General features: G+C 72.1%; 16 protein-coding genes and 1 tRNA gene. 6 read left to right on the forward strand and 11 right to left on the reverse strand.

The features are described 5' to 3' along the window. Positions 1-21 precede the first annotated feature (21 nt). The 4 genes from mshC to ACFZBP_RS31610 all read right to left on the reverse strand — a co-directional run bounded on the left by mshC (position 22) and on the right by ACFZBP_RS31610 (position 3477). A complete protein-coding gene (mshC, locus tag ACFZBP_RS31595) occupies positions 22-1251 on the reverse strand; it encodes a cysteine--1-D-myo-inosityl 2-amino-2-deoxy-alpha-D-glucopyranoside ligase (protein WP_383450012.1) in 1230 nt (409 codons plus the stop codon). Positions 1252-1350: 99 nt separating this feature from the next. Continuing rightward, the gene (locus tag ACFZBP_RS31600) at positions 1351-2169 is read right to left on the reverse strand and encodes an SCO1664 family protein (RefSeq protein ID WP_391417991.1); all 819 of its coding nucleotides are present in this window, start codon (positions 2167-2169) and stop codon (positions 1351-1353) included. Then, positions 2133-2723: a DUF3090 domain-containing protein gene (locus tag ACFZBP_RS31605; RefSeq protein ID WP_217214396.1), complete on the reverse strand. Its 591-nt coding sequence runs from the start codon at positions 2721-2723 to the stop codon at positions 2133-2135. The genes ACFZBP_RS31600 and ACFZBP_RS31605 overlap by 37 nt, the downstream gene beginning before the upstream one ends. Before the next feature lie 67 nt (positions 2724-2790). Further along, positions 2791-3477, reverse strand: a complete 687-nt coding sequence (locus tag ACFZBP_RS31610) for an MSMEG_4193 family putative phosphomutase (RefSeq protein WP_391417993.1) — start codon at positions 3475-3477, stop codon at positions 2791-2793. Positions 3478-3539: 62 nt separating this feature from the next. On the opposite strand from ACFZBP_RS31610, the gene ACFZBP_RS31615 reads away from it, so the two are divergent. Further along, the gene (locus ACFZBP_RS31615) at positions 3540-4538 is read left to right on the forward strand and encodes a CorA family divalent cation transporter (protein ID WP_391417995.1); all 999 of its coding nucleotides are present in this window, start codon (positions 3540-3542) and stop codon (positions 4536-4538) included. Position 4539: 1 nt separating this feature from the next. Here the strand turns inward: ACFZBP_RS31615 and ACFZBP_RS31620 are convergent, their stop codons facing one another. Next, positions 4540-5328 (reverse strand): ferritin-like domain-containing protein, encoded by a 789-nt coding sequence (locus ACFZBP_RS31620; protein WP_391417997.1) that lies wholly within the window; start codon positions 5326-5328, stop codon positions 4540-4542. Between the two features lie 251 nt (positions 5329-5579). After that, entirely contained in the window at positions 5580-6635 is a 1056-nt protein-coding gene (locus ACFZBP_RS31625; protein WP_383450007.1) for an LLM class F420-dependent oxidoreductase, read from the reverse strand. Positions 6636-6820: 185 nt separating this feature from the next. Between ACFZBP_RS31625 and ACFZBP_RS31630 the strand changes: the two genes are divergently transcribed. Both ACFZBP_RS31630 and ACFZBP_RS31635 read left to right on the forward strand, forming a co-directional pair. Then, positions 6821-7804 carry an aldo/keto reductase gene (locus ACFZBP_RS31630; protein WP_383450006.1) on the forward strand — a complete coding sequence of 328 codons (984 nt, stop codon included), beginning with the start codon at positions 6821-6823 and terminating at the stop codon, positions 7802-7804. Then, positions 7801-9945, forward strand: a complete 2145-nt coding sequence (locus tag ACFZBP_RS31635) for a helix-hairpin-helix domain-containing protein (RefSeq protein WP_391418000.1) — start codon at positions 7801-7803, stop codon at positions 9943-9945. Before ACFZBP_RS31630 ends, ACFZBP_RS31635 begins: the two co-directional genes overlap by 4 nt. Positions 9946-10134: 189 nt before the next feature. Here the strand turns inward: ACFZBP_RS31635 and ACFZBP_RS31640 are convergent, their stop codons facing one another. Next, the gene (locus tag ACFZBP_RS31640) at positions 10135-10839 is read right to left on the reverse strand and encodes a hypothetical protein (protein ID WP_383450004.1); all 705 of its coding nucleotides are present in this window, start codon (positions 10837-10839) and stop codon (positions 10135-10137) included. Between the two features lie 47 nt (positions 10840-10886). On the opposite strand from ACFZBP_RS31640, the gene ACFZBP_RS31645 reads away from it, so the two are divergent. Next, positions 10887-11075 carry a DUF5703 family protein gene (locus ACFZBP_RS31645; RefSeq protein ID WP_030053310.1) on the forward strand — a complete coding sequence of 63 codons (189 nt, stop codon included), beginning with the start codon at positions 10887-10889 and terminating at the stop codon, positions 11073-11075. Between the two features lie 101 nt (positions 11076-11176). Here ACFZBP_RS31645 and ACFZBP_RS31650 read toward each other — a convergent pair whose 3' ends face one another. The 3 genes from ACFZBP_RS31650 to ACFZBP_RS31660 form a co-directional block, all read right to left on the reverse strand. Then, on the reverse strand, positions 11177-12007 hold the full coding sequence (locus ACFZBP_RS31650) for a chaplin family protein (protein WP_383450003.1): 831 nt from the start codon (positions 12005-12007) through the stop codon (positions 11177-11179). Positions 12008-12161: 154 nt separating this feature from the next. Then, positions 12162-12395: a chaplin ChpH gene (gene chpH, locus ACFZBP_RS31655; protein WP_234763821.1), complete on the reverse strand. Its 234-nt coding sequence runs from the start codon at positions 12393-12395 to the stop codon at positions 12162-12164. A 157-nt stretch (positions 12396-12552) separates the two neighbouring features. Then, positions 12553-13878, reverse strand: coding sequence for a M20/M25/M40 family metallo-hydrolase (locus ACFZBP_RS31660; RefSeq protein ID WP_391418003.1), 1326 nt, complete (start codon positions 13876-13878; stop codon positions 12553-12555). A 188-nt stretch (positions 13879-14066) separates the two neighbouring features. Between ACFZBP_RS31660 and ACFZBP_RS31665 the strand changes: the two genes are divergently transcribed. Further along, positions 14067-14154 (forward strand) — tRNA-Leu (locus tag ACFZBP_RS31665). Positions 14155-14166: 12 nt separating this feature from the next. Here ACFZBP_RS31665 and ACFZBP_RS31670 read toward each other — a convergent pair. Further along, complete coding sequence (locus ACFZBP_RS31670) at positions 14167-15432, reverse strand: hypothetical protein (protein WP_391418005.1); 1266 nt, start codon at positions 15430-15432, stop codon at positions 14167-14169. 351 nt (positions 15433-15783) lie between these two features. Here ACFZBP_RS31670 and ACFZBP_RS31675 point away from each other — a divergent pair, with 351 nt between their 5' ends. Further along, positions 15784-19641 carry a Pls/PosA family non-ribosomal peptide synthetase gene (locus tag ACFZBP_RS31675; protein WP_391418007.1) on the forward strand — a complete coding sequence of 1286 codons (3858 nt, stop codon included), beginning with the start codon at positions 15784-15786 and terminating at the stop codon, positions 19639-19641. The last annotated feature ends 47 nt before the right edge of the window (positions 19642-19688 follow it).

The following is a 19688-nucleotide window of genomic DNA, read 5'->3' on the forward strand; positions in this document are numbered from 1 at the left end:
CCCTCTCTCATGCTCCGGTCCTCACAGGGCGACACCCAGCAGGGCGTCCACGGCCCGCGACACGACACCGGGGGCGCCGATGTCCGTACCGCCGCTCTCCTGCTGTGCGGCGGCCCAGCGGTCGACCGCGGCGAGCGCGGCCGGGGCGTCCAGGTCGTGTCCGAGGGCCTCGCGGATCTCCTCGACGAGCGCCTCGGCGGGCGGGCCGTCGGGCCGGGACACGGCGGCACGCCAGCGGTCGAGGCGGGCGAGGGCGTCCTGGAGCACCTGGTCGGTCCACTCCCAGTCGGCCCGGTAGTGGTGGGCGAGGAGGGCGAGCCGGATGGCGGCCGGGTCGACGCCGTCGCGGCGCAGCTGCGACACGAAGACCAGGTTGCCCTTGGACTTGGACATCTTCTCGCCGTGCAGGGCGACCATGCCGGCGTGGACATAGGCCTTGGCCATGGGGAACTCGCCGGTCAGCACCTGGGCGTGCGAGGCGCCCATCTCGTGGTGCGGGAAGGCGAGGTCGGAGCCGCCGCCCTGGACGTCGAAGCCCATGCCGAGGTGGTCGAGGGCGATGGCGACGCACTCGATGTGCCAGCCGGGCCGGCCGCGGCCGAGGGAACCGCCGTCCCAGCTGGGCTCGCCCGGACGGGCGGCCATCCACAGCATCGGGTCGAGGGGGTTCTTCTTGCCCGGACGGTCCGGGTCGCCGCCGCGCTCGGCGGACAGCAGCCGCATCGCGGCGGCGTCGAGGCCCGAGACCTTGCCGAAGTTCGGGTCGGACTCGACGGAGAAGTAGATGTCGCCGTCGAGTTCGTAGGCGGCGCCGGCGTCCCGCAGACGCTCCACGAGCGGCACGATGCCGGGTATCGCCTCGACCGCGCCGATGTAGTTCCGCGGGGGCAGCATGCGCAGGGCGGTCATGTCCTCGCGGAAGAGGGCGGTCTCCTTCTCGGCGAGGGCCACCCAGTCGACGTTGTCCCGCTCGGCCCGCTCGAGGAGCGGATCGTCGACGTCGGTGACGTTCTGGACGTAGTGGACCTGCCGCTTGGTGTCGAGCCACACGCGCTGCACGAGGTCGAACGCGTTGTAGGTCGCCGCGTGCCCCAGGTGGGTGGCGTCGTACGGCGTGATGCCGCAGACGTAGATACGGGCGACGGGACCGGGGTCGAGGGTGACCAGACCGCCGGTCGCGGTGTCGTGGATCCTCAGGTCGCGGCCCTGACCGGGCAGGGCGGGGACCTCAGAAGCGGGCCAGGCATACATGTCATGAGCCTAACCGGACGGATGTTCCGGATACGAACCGGACCAGGCTGGATGGCCGGTAAGGCCTTCTTGCGCGATACGGCACTTCATGCGGACCCCCTAGACGGGCGGCCACGGAATGGCCGGCCACTCCCCGCTCGGCTCCGGGTGCTTCCCGGACGTCACCAGCGCCTCCACGCGCGCGCGCGTGGCCTCCAGCTCGGCCGCGGTGATCAGCCCGGCCAGGCGCACCGCCAGGTCGCCGCCCTCCTTCAGGGCCTGGCGCAGGGCGCCGAGCACCTCGACGGCCTCCCCGGCCAGCGGCTCGCCCGCCCAGCCCCACAGCAGGGTCCGCAGCTTGTTGTCGACGTTGAACGTGACGCCGTGGTCGATGCCGTAGAGCCGGCCGCCCTCGGTGGGCAGCAGGTGCCCGCCCTTGCGGTCGGCGTTGTTGATCACGGCGTCCAGGACGGCCATGCGCCGCAGCCGCTCGTCGTCGGCGTGCACCAGCAGGGCGGTCTTTCCCTCGCCGACCTCGGCGAAGCCGATGGCCTTCCAGCCGGGCTCGGGCTCCTCGCCGTCGACCAGGGCGAGCAGCTCGGCCTCGGGCGTCACGTCGACCCACAGCTGGACCATGCCCTCGCCGTAAGGCCCGTCCCGCAGCACGGTGGGCGGTACGAGCCCCCAGCCGGTCGCCTCGGAGACCTCGTAGGCGGCGACCTCGCGCTGCGCGAGCGTGCCGTCGGGGAAGTCCCACAGCGGCCGCTCACCGGCGACCGGCTTGTACACGCAGGACGCCTCCTGCCCCTCGTACGCGACCGTGCAGAACAGCGCCGCGTTGGACGCCTCGCGGATGCGTCCGCGCACGGTCAGCTCACCTTCGGTGAGCAGCTCCACCGAGGTCACGCTCCGCGGCGGTATCCGTTCTGGCGCGGACATACGTGTCCTTCCGGGTCGAGCGGGAGGCTGCACAGCGGACACGGCGGCCGCCCCGCGTTGACGACGTCCAGGGCGCGCTTGGCGAAGGCCCTCGCCTGCGCGCCGGTGAGCCGGACCCGCAGCATCGGGGGCCCGTTCTCCTCGTCCTGGAGGAGGCGTTCCTCGGCCTCGGCGAGGTCCTCCTCGGAGTCGGCGTCTAGCTCCACGAGGGCCTGCGCCTCGACGATCATGCGCTGCTCCTCGCCGTCCCAGGCGAGCGCCATGGTGCCGACGCGGAACTCCTCCTCCACGGGGGAGTCCAGCGGGGCGGTGTCGGCGACCTCGCTCGGCGCCATGGCGGGCACGGCGGCGCTGCCGCCGCTGCGCCGTACGACCTCGTCGAGCAGTTCGTCCATGCGCTCGGCGAGGGCGGCGACCTGGGTCTTCTCCAGGGCCACGCTGGTCACCCGGGAGCCTGCGGTGGCCTGGAGGAAGAACGTACGGCGCCCGGGCAGTCCGACCGTACCGGCCACGAAGCGGTCCGGGGGGTCGTAGAGGAACACCTGACGGGACACGTCCTGTCTCCATTGGAATCGTGAGTACAGCGCTGCTTCGACCGCTTCACCCTACTGCGCCGGACGATCACGGTGCGCCCGCGCCGCCCCCGACCGTCGCGTCTGCGGCCGGCGGCTCCTCGCGCGGGGCGAGGGACGCGAAATCACCGGTGTCGCCGAGGCGTACGAGGAACGGCCTCAGGCGTGTGTAACGGATCGCGGTGATGGAACACGGTTCGACGGAGATCCTCTGGAAAAGGTCGAGATGAAGTCCGAGTGCGTCCGCGACGAGGGACTTGATGATGTCGCCGTGCGAGCACATCAGATACACGGCGTCGGCGCCGTGATCGCGCTCCACGCGCGCGTTCCACTCCCGTACGGCCTCGGCGGCCCGGGTCTGCATCGCGCGCATCGACTCCCCGCCGGGGAACGCGGCGGCCGACGGGTGGGCCTGGACGACCTCCATGAGCGGCTCGTCCCCCAGTTCGGCGAGCTTGCGGCCCGACCAGTCGCCGTAGTGGCACTCCCCGATCCGCTCGTCGGTGTGCGCGGTGAGTTCCGGCCGGGCCCCCAGCAGTGGCCGGATCGTCTCCTGGCAGCGCTGCAGCGGGCTGGTGACGATCTCGGAGATCGGCAGCGCGGCGAGCCGTCCGGGCAGTGCGGCGGCCTGTGCGGCCCCGCGCTCGTCGAGGGCGACGCCGGGCGTCCACCCGGCGAGGAGCCCCTCGGTGTTGGCGGTGGATCGTCCGTGGCGGACCAGGATCAACGTCGGCATGCGGCCCAGCGTAGGCATACGACCGGGTGCGCCCGCGAGGGGATGGCGGGAGAATACGCTCCGTGATCGTCGACTGCGCCATCTACCGGGACGGGCGCCGGACGGAGGGGCCCGCGGACTTCTCCGACGCCCTGGATCTGTGCCGTCTGCGGGGCGACGCGTTCGTCTGGATCGGCCTGTACGAGCCCACGGAGCGGGAGTTCGACAGGGTCACCGACGAGTTCGGGCTGCACCCGCTGGCCGTGGAGGACGCGCTGAACGCGCACCAGCGGCCCAAGCTGGAGGTCTACGACGACTCGCTGTTCATGGTCCTCAAGCCGGTCGGCTACGAGGCGAAGAGCGACATCGTCTCCTCCGGCGAGGTCATGGTCTTCATCGGCGACTCGTTCGTGGTGACCGTCCGGCACGGCGAGGAGGCGCCGCTGGGTGCCGTGCGCAGCCGTCTCGAACACGAGCCGGAGATGCTCCGGCACGGTCCCACGGCGGTGCTGTACATGATCGCCGACGCGGTGGTCGACCACTACGTCGAGGTGGCGGGCGAACTGGGCACGGACCTGGAGGAGCTGGAGGCGGAGGTGTTCTCGCCGACCGGCGGCGGCTCACGGCACACCGCGTCCCGGATCTACGCCTTCAAGCGGCAGATCCTGGAGTTCCGCCGGGCCACCGGCCCGCTCGCGCAGCCCCTGTCCCGGCTCGCCGGTACCGGCATGATCGGCGCGCGCGTGCCCTTCGTGCACGACAAGGCGCAGCCCTTCTTCCGGGACGTCAGCGACCACCTCACGCGCGTGAACGAGGCGGTGGAGGGCCTGGACCGGCTGGTCTCGGACATCCTCGCGGCGCATCTGGCGCAGACGAGCGTCCGGCAGAACGACGACGTTCGGAAGATCTCCGCGTGGGCGGCCATGGCCGCGATCCCCACGATGATCGCGGGGATCTACGGCATGAACTTCGAGCACATGCCCGAGCTGCGCTGGCCGGGCTCGTATCCGGTGCTGATCGCGGCCATGGTCGCCCTGGAGGTGCTGTTGTACCGGCTGTTCAAACGCCGGGGCTGGCTGTAGGTCAGGCGAACTCGGGCGCGGAGGTGGCCGGTCCGCCGAGGGCGTCACGGCGTTCGGGCATCGTCAGGGACACCATGCGCCGCCATCCGCCGAGCCGCTCCCAGACGTACACGGCGTGGATGCCCGCGGCGAGCACGGCCGCCTTGGGCCGGGACCAGCCGAGGATGCGGCCCATGTGGGCCATGACGGCGAGGCTGACGTCCCGGTAGATCCGGATCTCGGCGAGCGCGCACTCGCGCAGCGTCCGCTGGATGGCCCGGCCGTGCCCCTGGGCGGCGAAGCGCAGGAGTTCCTCGTGGCAGTAGGCGAGGTGGTTGTCCTCGTCGTCGGAGATCATCCTGACCGCGCGGCCGAGGACGGGGTGGTCGGCGAAGTGCTTGCGCAGGAGGTCCATCTGCTCGGAGGCGCGCTGCTCGGTGACCCTGCTGTGCGACAGGTAGGTGACGACGTCCTGGACGGTGAGCGCCTGGTCGGACTTGAGCTTGTCGTGGGCGAGGCCGATGCCGTGCCGCTCCAGCAGCATCGTGTAGTCGGTCTCGGGGGGCACGGGGACGGGCTCGAGGCCGCGCTTCTTCATCAGGGCGTTGAAGATCCGCCCGTGCTTGTCCTCGTCCGCCCCGTGCCGGGTGATCCTGGGTGCGAGAGAGCGCTGGCTCTCCGGGACCAGCGCGGCGATCCGCGCGTTCTCCCAGCCGCCCTGGGACTCGCCGCTGGCCGCGATGGAGCAGAACAGGCGGAAGGACTCGTCGTTGTCGATGATCTCCTGGAACAGACTCTTGGCCGAAAGCATCGTGGGGCACCTCTCTGCAGGACGCCGCAGGATTCCGCAAAGAACGAGTCAAATGCGCCGAGAGAGGTGCTGCAACAGCTGTGTCGGACAACTCCGCCAAAAGAATGACCACCGGGGTCACGACGGGGGCGTAACCGGCTGGGGCACGCGCGCGTTGTGCTCCGTGACGGCCGTGGCGGGGTAGACCCCCGAGCCCCCACCACGGCCGCTGAAGACTCCCCCGGTTGTACGGCGTCCCGGGCCGGCGTGTGCTACGCGAGCCCGGCGCGCTCCAGGGCCTCGGTGCCGGCGCGGAGCGAGGCGAGGCGCTCGTCGAGGGTGAAGCCGGCGGGTGCGAGGGACAGGGTGGTGACCCCGGCCGCGGCGTAGGCCTTCATCCGGTCGGCGATGCGGTCCACGGAACCCAGCAGCGCGGTCTTGTCGATCAGGTCCTGCGGTACGGCGGCCGCGGCGCCCTGCTTGTCGCCGGAGAGGTACTTGGTCTGGATCTCGGCGGCTTCCTTCTCGTAGCCCATGCGCTGGGCGAGCTGGTTGTAGAAGTTCTGCTTGGGGCTGCCCATGCCGCCGACGTACAGCGCGGTGTAGGGGCGGAAGGTGTCGGCGAGCGTGGCCACGTCCTTGTCGTCGCCGACGGCGAGCGGCAGGGTCGGGCAGACGTCGAACCCGTCGAGGGTCAGGCCCGCCTTCTCACGCCCGGCGCGCAGGTACTTGATCGTCGTGTCCTCGAGGTGCTCGGCCGACGGGAAGATCAGCAGGGCGCCGTCGGCGATCTCACCGGTCTGCTCGAGGTTCTTCGGGCCGATGGCGGCGATGTACAGCGGGATGTGCTCGCGCTGCGGGTGCACGGTGAGCTTGATCGGCTTGCCGGGGCCGCCGGGCAGCGGCAATGTCCAGTGCTGACCCTCGTAGGACAGGCGCTCGCGGGTCATGGCCTTGCGGACGATCTCGACGTACTCACGCGTGCGCGCCAGCGGCTTGTCGAACTTGACGCCGTACCAGCCCTCGGAGACCTGCGGTCCGGAGACGCCGAGGCCGAGGCGGAAGCGGCCGCCGGAGAGCGAGTCCAGGGTCGCGGCCGTCATCGCGGTCATCGCGGGCTGGCGGGCCGGGATCTGGAAGATGGCGGAGCCGACGTCGATGCGCTCGGTCTGGGCGGCGACCCAGCTCAGCACGGTGGCCGCGTCCGAGCCGTACGCCTCCGCGGCCCAGCACACGGCGTACCCCAGCCGGTCGGCCTCCCGCGCGACGGCGAGGTTGTCCGCGTCCATTCCGGCACCCCAGTAGCCGAGGTTGATCCCGAGCTGCATGGCCGATCCCCTTACCGATCAGTAACGTCCCTTGTGCGCCCGACCATAGCGCGGGGGCCGTCCCCCGGGGAGGCCGGTGTGGCGGGCGTCGCCCCGACGGCCGTGCGGATCACCGGTGACCGTCCTGAAAACTGGTTATCCACAGGCCCCCACATGGCAGGTTCTGGCCAGTAATCTCGGCGTTCATGGAGCAGAGGCATCTCGGCCGTACCGGCCTGCGCGTGTCCCGGATCGGGCTCGGCACCCTCACCTGGGGCAGGGACACCGACGAGCATGATGCCGCGGACCTGTTGAAAACGTTCTGGGAGGCGGGCGGCAGCCTCGTCGACACGGCCGACGTGTACGGCGACGGGGAGGCCGAGTACCTGCTGGGCCGGCTCATAGAAGGCCTGGTCCCGCGCCGGGACCTGGTGATCTCGACGAAGGCGGGCAGCGTGCCCGACCCGGACCGCAGGTTCGACGGCTCGCGCGGCCATCTGCTCTCCGCGCTGGACGCCTCGCTGGCCCGGCTCGGCACGGACTACGTCGACGTCTGGCACATCCACGCCTACGACCCGTCCACCCCGATGGAGGAGACCCTTCAGGCCCTCGACCTGGCGGTCAGCAGCGGCCGGGCCCGCTATGCCGGCGTCTCCAACTTCTGCGGCTGGCAACTCGCGAAGGCGGCGACCTGGCAGCTGGCGGCGCCCGGCACCAGGACCCGGCTGGCGAGCACACAGCTGGAGTACTCCTTGCTCCAGCGCGGCGTGGAGCGCGAGGTGCTGCCGGCGGCGCTGGACCTGGGTATCGGCCTGCTGCCGTCGTCGCCCCTCGGCCGGGGCGTGCTGACGGCGAAGTACCGCAATGCCACTCCCCCGGACTCGCGCGGCGCCTCGGAGCATCTGGCGCCGTTCGTCGCGCCGTACCTCGACGACACGGCGAGCCGCATCGTGGACGCCGTGCAGACGGCGGCCGACGGGCTGGCCGTCACCCCGCTCCAGGTCGCCCTCGCCTGGGTGCGCGACCGGCCCGGAGTGACCGCGCCCGTCATCGGCCCGCGCAACGCGCAGCAGCTCACGGCGGCATTGTCAGTGGAGGCCCTTAGTCTTCCTGACGAGATCTGCCGGGCGCTCGACGACGTGTCGGCGCCCGTGCACCGCTATCCCGATCACGACTGGAGCACGCTGTGAGCACGGAGCCGCCCGAGACCACGGAGAACACCGAGCCGGGGACACCGGGGGCCGCGCCGGAGGAGACCGGGGCCGAGGACGCCGTCGCCGAGGACGCCGGTGCGCAGGCCACGGCCGCAGACGGCGACGGCGACACCGCGGCGCGGTTGTCCGAGGCGGAGGCCGAGCTTGCCGCTCAGCGGGTCGAGCGGGAGCGGATCGAGCGGCGCAAGGCCGAGAGGCAGGGGCCCGTCGAGAGCGGGACCAAGCTCAGCGGGAAGGCCGCCGACCTGCTCGCCGCCGTCCGGGCCGTGGAGAGCGGCGCCAAACCTGTCGCCGCCGTGTTCAGCGAGCCGGAGCCACCGCGCCGCCCCGCCCCGGAGCCGGTACGTCAGCCCCGACCCGTGGCGTCCGAGGCGCCCGCGGGTCCCGCGCCGGAGACCGTCGAGTCCGTGCGCCGCGTCCTGGCCGACGGCGGCGCCCCGGAGTCGCTCGCCCCGCAGGTCGCCGCGGCCCTCGGCGACGGCGCGGCCGATCAACTGCGCGCCGACCCCTGGCAGTTGCTGCGGGTCGCCGGGGTGCGCACCGAGCAGGCCGACGGGTTCGCCCGTGCGCTGCTCGGCGCCGAGTGCGGTCCGGACGACGAGCGGCGCGGCCGGGCGGTCACCGTCTGGCTCCTGGAGCAGGCGGCCGTGGCCGGGCACACGGCCCTGGAGATGCCGACGCTCACCGCCGCGCTGACCCAGCGGGGGGTGCCCGACGCCGAGGCGGCCGTGCAGAACACCCTGGCCGAGGGCGAGGCCCTGGCCTTCCAGGACGCCCTGGACGAGCCCGGCGCCCCGGCGCCCCGGCGGGACGACGAGGCGGGGGAGGACGAGGAGCGGCCGGTCCGTGTCCTCGTCGGCCTGGAGCGGTACGCCCTCGCGGAGGAGAGCCTCGCCGACGGACTCGCCCGACTGATCAACTCGGCGCCGAAGCAGGACGGTTCGGCCGAGGAGTGGGAGCGGGCGGCGACCTCCGCCGGTTCCGCGGCTGACCTGATCCGCGCCGCCGCCTCCCACGGGCTGGTCCTGCACACCGGCGGTCAGGCGGCCCTGACCGAGCCGGCGGCGCTGCTGCACGCGGCGCACGCGCTGGGGCTGCGGGCCTGGGCGGCCACGCACAGCCCGGTCGGCCGGGACCGCTTCTCGACGCTGCTGGACGGGCCCGGCGTCGCCACCGTGGCCGGTCTGCTCGCCGGTGCCGAAGGACCCGGCCGGGACACGGACGGTGCCTTCGACCTCGATCTGCTCGTCCTGCTCGACGCACCGCAGCTGGACGTGGAGACGGCGGCCCTGCTCACCGAGTCGCTGCCGGACGGGGCCCGGTTGGTGCTGGCCGGTGACCCCGCGGTGCTGTGGTCGGCTGGGCCCGGGCGGGTGTTCGCCGATCTGCTGGCGGCGCGGGCCTGTCCGCAGATCGCCTCGCGGCTTCCGGATCCTGGCCCGCTGGGCGAGCTGGTGTCCGGTATCGGCGTCGGCGAGCTGAACCAGGTCGAGGCGCCCGGCAAGGAGGTCGTGATCGTGCCGGTGCGCGACGCGGGCGAGGCCGTGCACCGCACCGTGCAGCTCGTCGCGGACTCGGTGCCGCGGGCCATCGGCATCCCGGCCGAGGAGACCCAGGTGATCACCCCGGGCCACGGCGGCGCGGCCGGCACGCGCGCCCTCAACGCCGCGCTCAAGGAACGCCTCAACCCGGGCCCCGGCCGCTTCGGCGGCTTCGACCCCGGTGACCGCGTCGCCTACTCGCCGGCGCCGGGCCGTACGGTGCCGGGCCAGGTGGTGAAGGCCGACGCCGAGGGACTGCACCTGTCCTGCGCGGGCGAGGCCGTCGTCGTCCCGAAGGAGCGGGTGGAGCAGTCCGTACGGCACGGCTGGGCGCTGACCGCGCACCAGGCGGCGGGTGCCCGGTGGCCCGCGGTGGTCGTGGTGCTGCCGGGCGATGCCGCGCAGTCGCTGAGCCGCCCGTGGGTCTACACGGCGTTCGGTCGCGCCGACCGCCATCTGTCCGTGGTGCACGGCGTGGAGCAGGCCCTGCCCCGGGCAGTCGCCGAAATCCCGGCGAAGCCACGCACGACCCGCCTCGCCGCCCTGCTCGGACCGCTACTGCCGTCGACCGCCTGACGCTCGGCCGACCCCAGGGGCGTGGGGAACCGCGCGACCAGCCCCGCACGGCCGCCACTCGCCCCACCCCCGAGGCCACCACGGCGCGCCCGCGTCCACCGTGCCCCGCACATGCCAACGGCGGCGCTCACGGAATCAACCCGTGACCGCCGCCGTCGAAACAGCCGTGATCCGCGTCGGCGATGCGCGTCAGCGATCCGCGTCCAACGGTTCGAGGTCGTCCTCGTCCAGATCCGTGTCGAGCTCGTCCTCGAGGTCGTCGGATTCCGCGTCGCCGTCGTCGTCCAGGTCGTCGTCGAACACCGTGCTGACGTCGAAGCGGCAGACCACCCGCTGCGGATCGACCCCTTCGAAGGGCGCCTCCAGCCATTCCCCGGGGTCGGGCTGGTCGTCCGAGGCGATCACCCACAGCGTGGAGTCGCCCTCCTCCAGGCCGAACTCCTTGTGCCGGGAGGCGATCTCGTCCGGCTCGAACTCGCCGAACAGAGTGCCCAGCGCCCCGTGCACCGTGCCGGCGGCGGCCGCGTCGGCGTCTTCGTCGTAGTCCGCCGCCTCGACCCGCTGGGCCTGCGCCAGCAGCCGTTGCGGCTCCGCCACGGCGTAGTCGCGGCGGATCAGCACGCTCAGCGCGTTCGGTTCCTCGGGGCCCGTGTACGGCGGCAGCGCGTCCTCCGCACCGGGGATCTCGAAGGGCGTGACCTCGTCGTAGCGGTCGTAGAGCAGCTCGTCGTAGGTCTCGGCGGCCGCGGCCAGCTGGTTGAACGCCTCGTAGACGGCCGGGTCGTCCTCACCCGACCGGCGTTCGACCGCGGCCAGGTGGCGGTCGAGCGCGGTCTTGACCGCCTCGGCGGCGGCGCGTACCTCGGCAGCGGTGGGCTGCACAGCATCAGACATAGTGCAGACGCTATCCGTACCGGGCCCCAGCCCGCACAATAGATGCGATGCCGGAATACGAATTTGTCGACGTGTACGTACCGCGCGGGGTCTCCCGCAAGGACGCCACACGCCTGCTGACGGACCATGCCGAGTACGGACACTGGGAGTTGGACCGCCTGAGCCTGCTGCGTGACGGCAGCCGCAAGGTGCGGCTGCGGCGCCGGATCATCCGCCAGGTGCGGGCCACATGGTGAGCTGAGGCGACAGACAGCGAGACAAAGACAACAACGCAAACACACCGGAGCGGGCCCCGCTGAGGCGGGGCCCGCTCCGTTTCCCGTCGGACGGCGGAGTGCTACGCCGAAGGCCGGGCCTTGCGGTAGAGCACGGTGCCGGCAAGGAGCGCGCCCGCGCCGACCGGCAGGGCGAGGCCCATCGGCAGGTCGCTGCCGGTCCGGGCGAGCTGCGCGTCACCCTGGGGCTGGGTGACGAAGTGCGCACCCGGCTGGTTGCCGTGCGAGGAGCCGCCCGGCGTCACGTCGCCGGTGCCGGGCGGCGTGCTCGGGGAACCGGGGTGGCTCGGCTCGCCGGGGTTCTGCGGGCTTCCGGGGTTGCCGGGGTGCTCCGGGTTGCCTGGGTTGCCCGGCTGCTCGGGGTTGCCGGGATGGCCAGGGTTACCGGGGTTTCCCGGGTTGCCGGGGTTGCCCGGCTGTTCCGGGGACCCGGGCGGGTTCTGGTGGCCCCCGCCCCCGTCGTTGGTGCAGTCGTTGCCCTCGGTGGCGTTGCCGATGCCGATGATGTCGACGCTGTTGCCGCACACGTTGACCGGCACATGGACCGGCGCCTCGACGTGGTTGCCGGAGGCGATGCCCGGCGAGTCGGTGGCGTGTCCGTCGGCCGAGGCCGCCGAGCCTCCGCCGGAGCCGGAGCCGTGGCCGCCGCCCGTGTTGGCGCAGCTGTTGCCGCTCGCCGGGTTGAGCACCCCGACGACGTCGACGGTGTTGCCGCAGACGTTGACCGGCACGTGCACCGGTGCCTGCACCGTGTTGCCCGACAGCACGCCGGGCGAGTTCGAGCTGGAGCCGTGCGCGGCCGAGCCGGTCGCGTGGGCGGCGCCGCCCGCGGCCGCGACGATGCCGGTCGCGGCCGCCATGGTCATCAGGCCCTTGCGGGTGACCTGTCGCATTGCTGAATACCTGCCTTCGACCTTGTTCCGAAGATCCGAAGAAAGGACGCCGGAAAATCGCCCGACGCCCTCCAAAGGCCGGTCGGCCCCGGAGCGCATGGCACGCGCTCCGGGGCCGACGGGCTCAGCCCATTTCACAGGGCGAGGCACAACGTCACTTGTTGATGCAGGTGTTGCCGAAGGCGGGGTTCAGCAGCCCGATCACGGAGACCGTGTTGCCGCAGACGTTCACGGGGACGTGAATCGGCGCCTGGACGACGTTGCCCGACAGGACACCCGGGGAGTGCACCGCAGCACCCTGGGCACCGGAGTCGGCAACGGCCAGGCCCGCGCCCGCGAGAACCAGCCCACTGGTGGCAGCCGCAGCAGCGACGACCTTCTTGATCATTATTCCTCCTTGTTGGCAATGCGATCACAAGTAGCTGATCGCATCACCTGTAACGAGGAGGAACTAATAGGGCTACGACCTGATGAGCGCGTTCACTCGCGCCGGTCACGGCCAGTACGTCTGGCCGAATACCGAAGTGTGCTTTCAGCGGGCCAATTCAGGACGCATCGATGAACCGGTCGAGCACCCGGACCCCGAATTGCAGCCCCTCCACCGGTACCCGCTCGTCGACGCCGTGGAACATGCCCGCGAAGTCCAGCTCGGGCGGCAGCTTCAGCGGGGCGAAGCCGAAGCCCCGGATGCCGAGGTCGTCGAAGGACTTGGCGTCGGTGCCGCCGGAGAGCATGTAGGGGATCGCCTTGGCCGCCGGGTCCTCGGCGACCAGCGCGGACTGCATCGCCGCGACGAGCGCCCCGTCGAAGCCGGTCTCCACGGCCTTGTCGGCGTGCACGTCCTCGCGCCGTACGTTCGGGCCGAGGATCTTGTCGAGGTCGGCGAGGAACTCTTCCTCGAACCCGGGCAGGAAGCGGCCGTCGACGTGGGCGGTGGCCTCGCCCGGGATGACGTTGACCTTGTAGCCGGCGCCGAGCTGGGTGGGGTTCGCGGTGTTGCTGAGGGTCGCGCCGATGAGCTTGGCGATACCGCCGAGCCTGGCGAGGGTGCCCTCCATGTCCTCCGGGTCCAGTTCGGTGCCGAGGGCGTCGCCGAGTTCGTCGAGGAAGGCCCGGGTGGTCTTGGTGACCCGCACCGGGAACTTGTGCCGGCCGAGGCGCGCGACGGCCTCCGACAGTTCGGTGATCGCGTTGTCCCGGTGGATCATCGACCCGTGCCCCGCCGTACCGGCCACGGTCAGCTTCATCCAGTGCATGCCCTTCTCGGCCGTCTGGATCAGATAGAGCCGGCGCTCCTCGCTCACGGTGAACGAGAACCCGCCCACCTCGCTGATCGCCTCGGTGACGCCCTCGAAGAGGTCCGGGTGCTTCTCGACGAGGAACCGGGCGCCGAACTTGCCGCCGGCCTCCTCGTCGGCGAGGAACGCGAGCACGATGTCGCGTGGGGGCCGGCGGCCGCTGCGCAGCCGGTCGCGCACGACCGCCAGGGTCATCGCGTCCATGTCCTTCATGTCGACGGCCCCGCGCCCCCACACGCACCCGTCCGTGACCTCGCCGGAGAAGGGGTGGTGGGTCCAGTCGTCGGCGTTGGCCGGTACGACGTCGGTGTGGCCGTGGATGAGCAGCGCGGGCCGGGACGGGTCCTCCCCCTCGATCCGGGCCACCGTGGAGGCGCGTCCCGGGTGAGACTCGAAGATCTTCGGTTCGAGGCCCACCTCGGCGAGCTTCTCGGCGACGTACTCGGCCGCCTTGCGCTCACCGGGTCCCGAGTGGTCGCCGTAGTTGCTGGTGTCGATCTGGATCAGCTCACGGCAGAGGTCCACGACCTCGTCCTCGCCGGTGACGCCCCTGGCCGTGTCCGTCTCGCTCACGCTGCTTCCTCCCGCGCTGTTGCTGCTGGTGGTCCCCCTCATCCTCCCTCTCCGCGGTCCCGGGCCCAAGACCGGCCGCGTCCCGTCACACGCCGTTAACGCGGCGACGGGGGGTGATCGGGCACCCTCGAAAGCCTGGTAGTGTTTTCTCTGTCGCCGCGAGGGAAACCCCGCACGACAGACACCTTGTCCGGGTGGCGGAATGGCAGACGCGCTAGCTTGAGGTGCTAGTGCCCTTTATCGGGCGTGGGGGTTCAAGTCCCCCCTCGGACACCAGCGAAACCCCTGTCAATCAGGGGTTTCTTGCTTTTCCGGGGCCGTTTCGGCCATGGTGCGGCCGTCGGCCGCCAGCAGGGCGATCACGGCGAGTGTCGCCAGCAGGATGATCGCGAGGACCAGGACCGTCAGGGTCGTGGGGTCGTTCCAGAGCACGAACACCAGGGTGATCACCAGCAGGGCCCCGATCGTGAGCCACTTGCGGTTGTCCTCGGTCCAGGTCCCGGCACGGCCCGTGGTGACGCCGTGCGCCTCCGCCCATCGAGCCACGTTGTCGGCGCCGCGTTCGGCCCCGGAGCGCAGCGCGCGCGGCAGCTGGCCGGGTCCGACGAGGTAGGCGCCGAGGGCGATGATCACACCGATGACGACGACGGTGCGCAGCGTGGCCTTCAGGAAGCGCAGAAGGGTGTCGAAGACCGCGGCCGCCGCCGGTTCGGACAGGACGCTCGGCGGGAGGTGGTCCAGGTAGTAGCGGCGGGCGACGACGAGGCCGATGGCGACGATCAGACAGGCCACGGCGGCGCCCAGGGCGGCCTTCGCCAGCGCGCGTCTGCGCCGGTGGGCCAGCAGGATGCCCGCGGCCCCGAGCAGCACGGTGATCACCGGCATCCAGTAGCCGGCCAGGTCCAGCGCGTGCGCCGCGTCCTGGAACTGGTCGAGCTGGTCGGACTGGAAGAGGACCACCTGCTTCTCGACGGCCGGGATATGGGAGGCCGGTTGCACGCCGGCGTCCACCAGTTCCTTCTTGACCTGCTCCACGGCGGTTCCGACGTCGAGGGTCACGGTGCCCTCCTCGACGCCGATCGCCCCGCGTCCCTTGCCCGTGAGGGCGTGCACGACGGCCGTGTGCGCGGTCCGGTTCGCCGTGACCCACAGCTTCTCGAACCGGTCGCTCTCGACGAAGCGCTTCGCTACCCGGTCGGCGGCGGCGTGGACGGCCTCGTTCACCTGGGGGGCCAGTGCCTTGACGGCGTCGGCCGCGCGGGGTGGCAGGCCCTGCGACTTCAGCCAGTTCGAGATGTCGGTGGTGATCTGCTCGCCGTCCACGCGGACGTCCACCGCGTCGACGAGCCGGTGGCGCACCGCGTCCTCGATCGCGCGGTCGGTGGCGAGCGGCTTCATCGTCGTGACGTAGCGGTCGGTGTCCAGGGCGATGTCGTGCACCCACACCGTGATCACGGTGACGGGGACCAGAACGCACGCGAGGACGATCAGCAGGGCCGAGGCCGTGCTCCGCAGCACCCGGCCCGCGCGACCGTCCTGTGGTGGGTTCGACATCCGTCCTCCGGCATCGGGAAACCGGCCGCGACAGCGCCCGCGGCCTGTGTCCATTGCCGCTGAACAAGGGGCTTCACCGCATCCCGTACTGGGCCATCCGGACGCCTTGCTCACGGTCCCTCACCCACTGTGTGGGGCATGTCTCGTCCGTTGAAGATCACCAGGTCAACACAGGTCCATCCGTGCTCGGGATCCCCCGGACGGGCTTCCCGAATGGTGAACCAACGGCCGCGAACCTAGCGTCGTACTAAAATTTCCGGCTTGTTACGGAGCTGGAGCCGGACAACCCCAGGCGAACCTGCGGGCCCGCCAGCGCCCCGGAGGCATCCGGGATCGAGACGCGAGGACCGGATGGCAGCCATACACGAGGGCAGCGCTCTCGGCCTGCTCGACGAAGAGATCCGCGAGAAGTTCGGCGACACGGCACGTTTCTCCGGGGGCCCGGCGGCCTCTCCGCGCACCCTCGTCGACGTCTTCGAGGCCTCCGTACGGTCGTATCCGGACGAGCCCGCTCTCGACGACGGCACGACCGGTCTCACCTACCGGGCGCTGGCCGTCGAGGTGCAGCGGCTGCGGCGCAGGCTCGCCGCGGCCGGGGTCGGGCTCGGGGACCGGGTGGGCGTGCGGGTGCCGTCCGGGACCAATGACCTCTACGTCGCGATCCTCGCCGTGCTGGCGGTCGGTGCGGCGTACGTCCCCGTCGACGCCGAGGACCCGGACGAGCGGGCCGAGCTGGTGTTCGGGGAGGCGGACGTACGGGCCGTGATCGGGGCCGGGCACGAGATCGCCGTGCACGGCACGTCCGAGTCCTCCGCCGGGCGTCCCGGCGTCGAGCACGACGCGTGGGTCATCTTCACGTCGGGCTCCACCGGGAAGCCGAAGGGTGTCGCCGTCTCGCACCGCAGCGCCGCCGCCTTCGTGGACGCGGAGGCCGCGCTGTTCCTGACCGAGGAGCCGATCGGGCCCGGGGACCGGGTGATGGCGGGTCTCTCGGTCGCGTTCGACGCGTCCTGCGAGGAGATGTGGCTGGCGTGGCGGTACGGCGCCTGTCTGGTACCGGTGCCGCGTTCGCAGGTCAGGAGCGGTGCCGATCTCGGGCCGTGGCTGGTCGAGCAGGAGATCACGGTCGTGTCGACGGTGCCGACGCTGGCCGCGCTCTGGGAGCCGGAGACCCTCAACGACGTACGTCTGCTGATCTTCGGCGGTGAGGCCTGTCCGCCGGAGCTGGCGCAGCGGCTGGTGACCGAGGGGCGCGAGGTCTGGAACACGTACGGGCCGACCGAGGCGACCGTCGTGGCCTGCGCGTCGCTGATGAGCGGCGAGGAGCCGATCCGGATCGGGCTGCCGCTGGACGGCTGGGAGCTGGCCGTCGTGGACGAGGCCGGGGAGCCGGTGCCGATGGGCGCCAGCGGGCAGCTGGTGATCGGCGGGGTCGGGCTGGCCCGGTATCTCGACGCCGAGAAGGACGCAGAGAAGTACGCGCCGCTTCAGTCCCTGGGGTGGGAGCGGGCGTACCGCAGTGGTGACCTCGTCAAGGCGGAGCCCGAGGGGCTGGTCTTCCTGGGGCGGGCCGACGAACAGATCAAGCTCGGTGGGCGGCGGATCGAGCTCGGTGAGGTGGATGCCGCGCTGCAGGCGCTGCCCGGGGTGGCCGGCGCGGCTGCCGCCGTGCGGACCGCTCGCAGCGGCAATCAGCTGCTGGTCGGGTACGTCGTCACCCAGGACGGCTGGGACCAGGCGGCGGCGGTCGAGAAACTGCGGGCCGAGCTGCCCGCCGCCCTCGTGCCGCTGCTCGCGCCGGTCGAGGATCTGCCGACCCGTACGTCGGGCAAGGTGGACCGGGGCGCGCTGCCCTGGCCGCTCGCGGGCCTGGAGAGCGGCGGTGGTCCGGCCGAGCAGCTCTACGGCACCGAGGCCTGGCTCGCCGAACAGTGGACCGAGGTGCTCGGCATCCCCGTGACCAGCGCCTCCGACGACTTCTTCGCGATCGGCGGCAGCAGTCTGGCCGCCGCTCAGCTGACGACACGGCTGCGGACCCGCTATCCGAGCTCGGCCGTCCTGGACATCTATCAGCAGCCGGTGCTGCGGAAGCTGGCCCGGCGGCTTGAGGAGTCCGTGCAGGACGACGGCGCGGAGCGGGTGATCGCCCCGGTGCCGAGGCGCGCGCAGGTGGTCCAGCTGCTGCTGCTCGTTCCACTGTTCACGCTGCTCGGCCTGCGCTGGACGGTCGCGCTGGCCGCGCTCGGGAACCTGCTTCCCGCCTATGGATGGCTGCCGACGGCTCCTTGGTGGCTCGTCGCGGTCGGGGTCGTCGTCCTGTTCAGTCCGCCGGGGCGGCTGGCGCTGGCCGCCGGGGGTGCGCGGCTGCTGCTCAGGGGGGTGAAGCCCGGCCGGTACGCGCGCGGTGGCGGTGTGCATCTGCGGCTGTGGACCGCGGAGCGGCTGGCCGAGTTCAGCGGGGCCACCTCGCTGACCGGGGCGTGGCTGGAGCGGTACGCGCGGGCGCTGGGCGCCAAGGTCGGGCCCGACGTCGACCTGCACTCGCTGCCGCCGGTCACCGGGCTGCTGAAGCTGGGCCGGGGTGCGGCCGTCGAGTCCGAGGTGGATCTGTCCGGGTGGTGGCTGGACGGGGACCGGCTGGAGATCGGGGCCGTGAAGGTGGGCGCCCATGCCGTCGTCGGCACGCGCAGCATGCTCTTCCCCGGGGCCCGGGTGGGCAAGCGGGCCGAGGTGGCGCCCGGTTCGGCGGTGACGGGTCAGATTCCCACCGGTCAGCGGTGGGCGGGCGCGCCCGCGGTCAAGCTGGGCAAGGCCAAGCGCAACTGGCCGAAGGAGAGGCCGCGGCGTGGGACGTACTGGCGTGTCATGTACGGCATCACGGGCTTCGCGCTGACCGCGCTGCCGGTGCTGGCGGGGGCGGCCGCGTTCCTCGTGGCCCGGGTGTTCTTCACGCCCGCCGCGCCTCTCGTCGGCGCCGCGCTGGCCCTCGTGCCGGCGACGCTCGCGTTCGGGCTGGCGTACGCCGTGCTGATCCTGGTCGCCGTACGGCTGCTGAGCCTCGGTCTGCGCGAGGGCACGCACCCGACGCACAGCCAGGTCGGCTGGCAGGCCTGGACGGTCACACAGCTGATGGACCGCTCGCGCGAGACGCTGTTCCCGCTGTACGCCGGGCTGGTCACGCCGGTGTGGCTGCGGCTGCTCGGGATGCGGATCGGGCGGGGCGCCGAGGTGTCGACGGTGCTGGCGCTGCCGAGCCTGACCACGGTCGGCGAGGGCGCGTTCCTCGCCGACGACACGCTGACCGCGCCTTACGAGCTCGGTGGCGGCTGGATGCGGATCGGGCGGGCTCAGATCGGGCGGCGGGCCTTCCTCGGGAACTCGGGGATGACCGCGCCGGGGCGTTCCGTGCCGGACGGCGGGCTGGTCGGGGTGCTGTCGGCGACGCCGAAGAAGGCCAAGAAGGGCACGTCGTATCTGGGGCTGCCGCCGGTCAAGCTGCCGCGTGCGGCGGCCGACGGTGACCAGAGCCGGACGTACGACCCGCCGGCCCGGCTGCTGTGGGCGCGCGCTCTGGTGGAGTTGTGCCGGATCGTGCCGGTGTTCTGCTCGGCGGGTCTCGCGGTGCTGACGATCGCCGCGCTGTGTGCGCTGGGGGTGTGGGCGCCGCTGCTGTCGGGGCTGGTGCTGCTGGGCGCCGGGGCCGTGGCGGGGCTGGTGTCCGTCGTGGCCAAGTGGCTGCTCGTGGGGCGGCACCGCAGCGGGGAGCATCCGCTGTGGTCGTCCTTCGTGTGGCGCAACGAGCTGGCGGACACGTTCGTCGAGGTGCTCGCGGTGCCTTGGTTGGCGGGTTCCGTGCCGGGTACGCCGGTGATGACGGCCTGGCTGCGCGGGCTCGGGGCGCGGATCGGCAAGGGCGTGTGGGTGGAGAGCTACTGGCTGCCGGAGACGGATCTGGTGACGCTTCAGGACGCGGCCACCGTGAACCGGGGCTGTGTGCTCCAGACACACCTCTTCCACGACCGGATCTTGCGGACGGATACTGTGGTCCTCCGTGAGGGCGCGACGCTGGGTCCTGGCGGGATCGTCCTGCCCGGCAGCGCGATCGGGGCCCGTACGACGCTGGGTCCCGCGTCGCTCGTCATGGCGGCGGAGTCGGTGCCCGACGACACCCGTTGGCTCGGCAACCCGATCGAGGCATGGCGTCCCTGAGCCCGGCCCACTCGGGGCCGGAGGGCGGTGGGCCGGCACTTCAGTGG

This window comes from Streptomyces sp. NPDC008086 (assembly GCF_042957325.1).
In the GTDB taxonomy this organism is placed as follows: Bacteria; Actinomycetota; Actinomycetes; order Streptomycetales; family Streptomycetaceae; genus Streptomyces.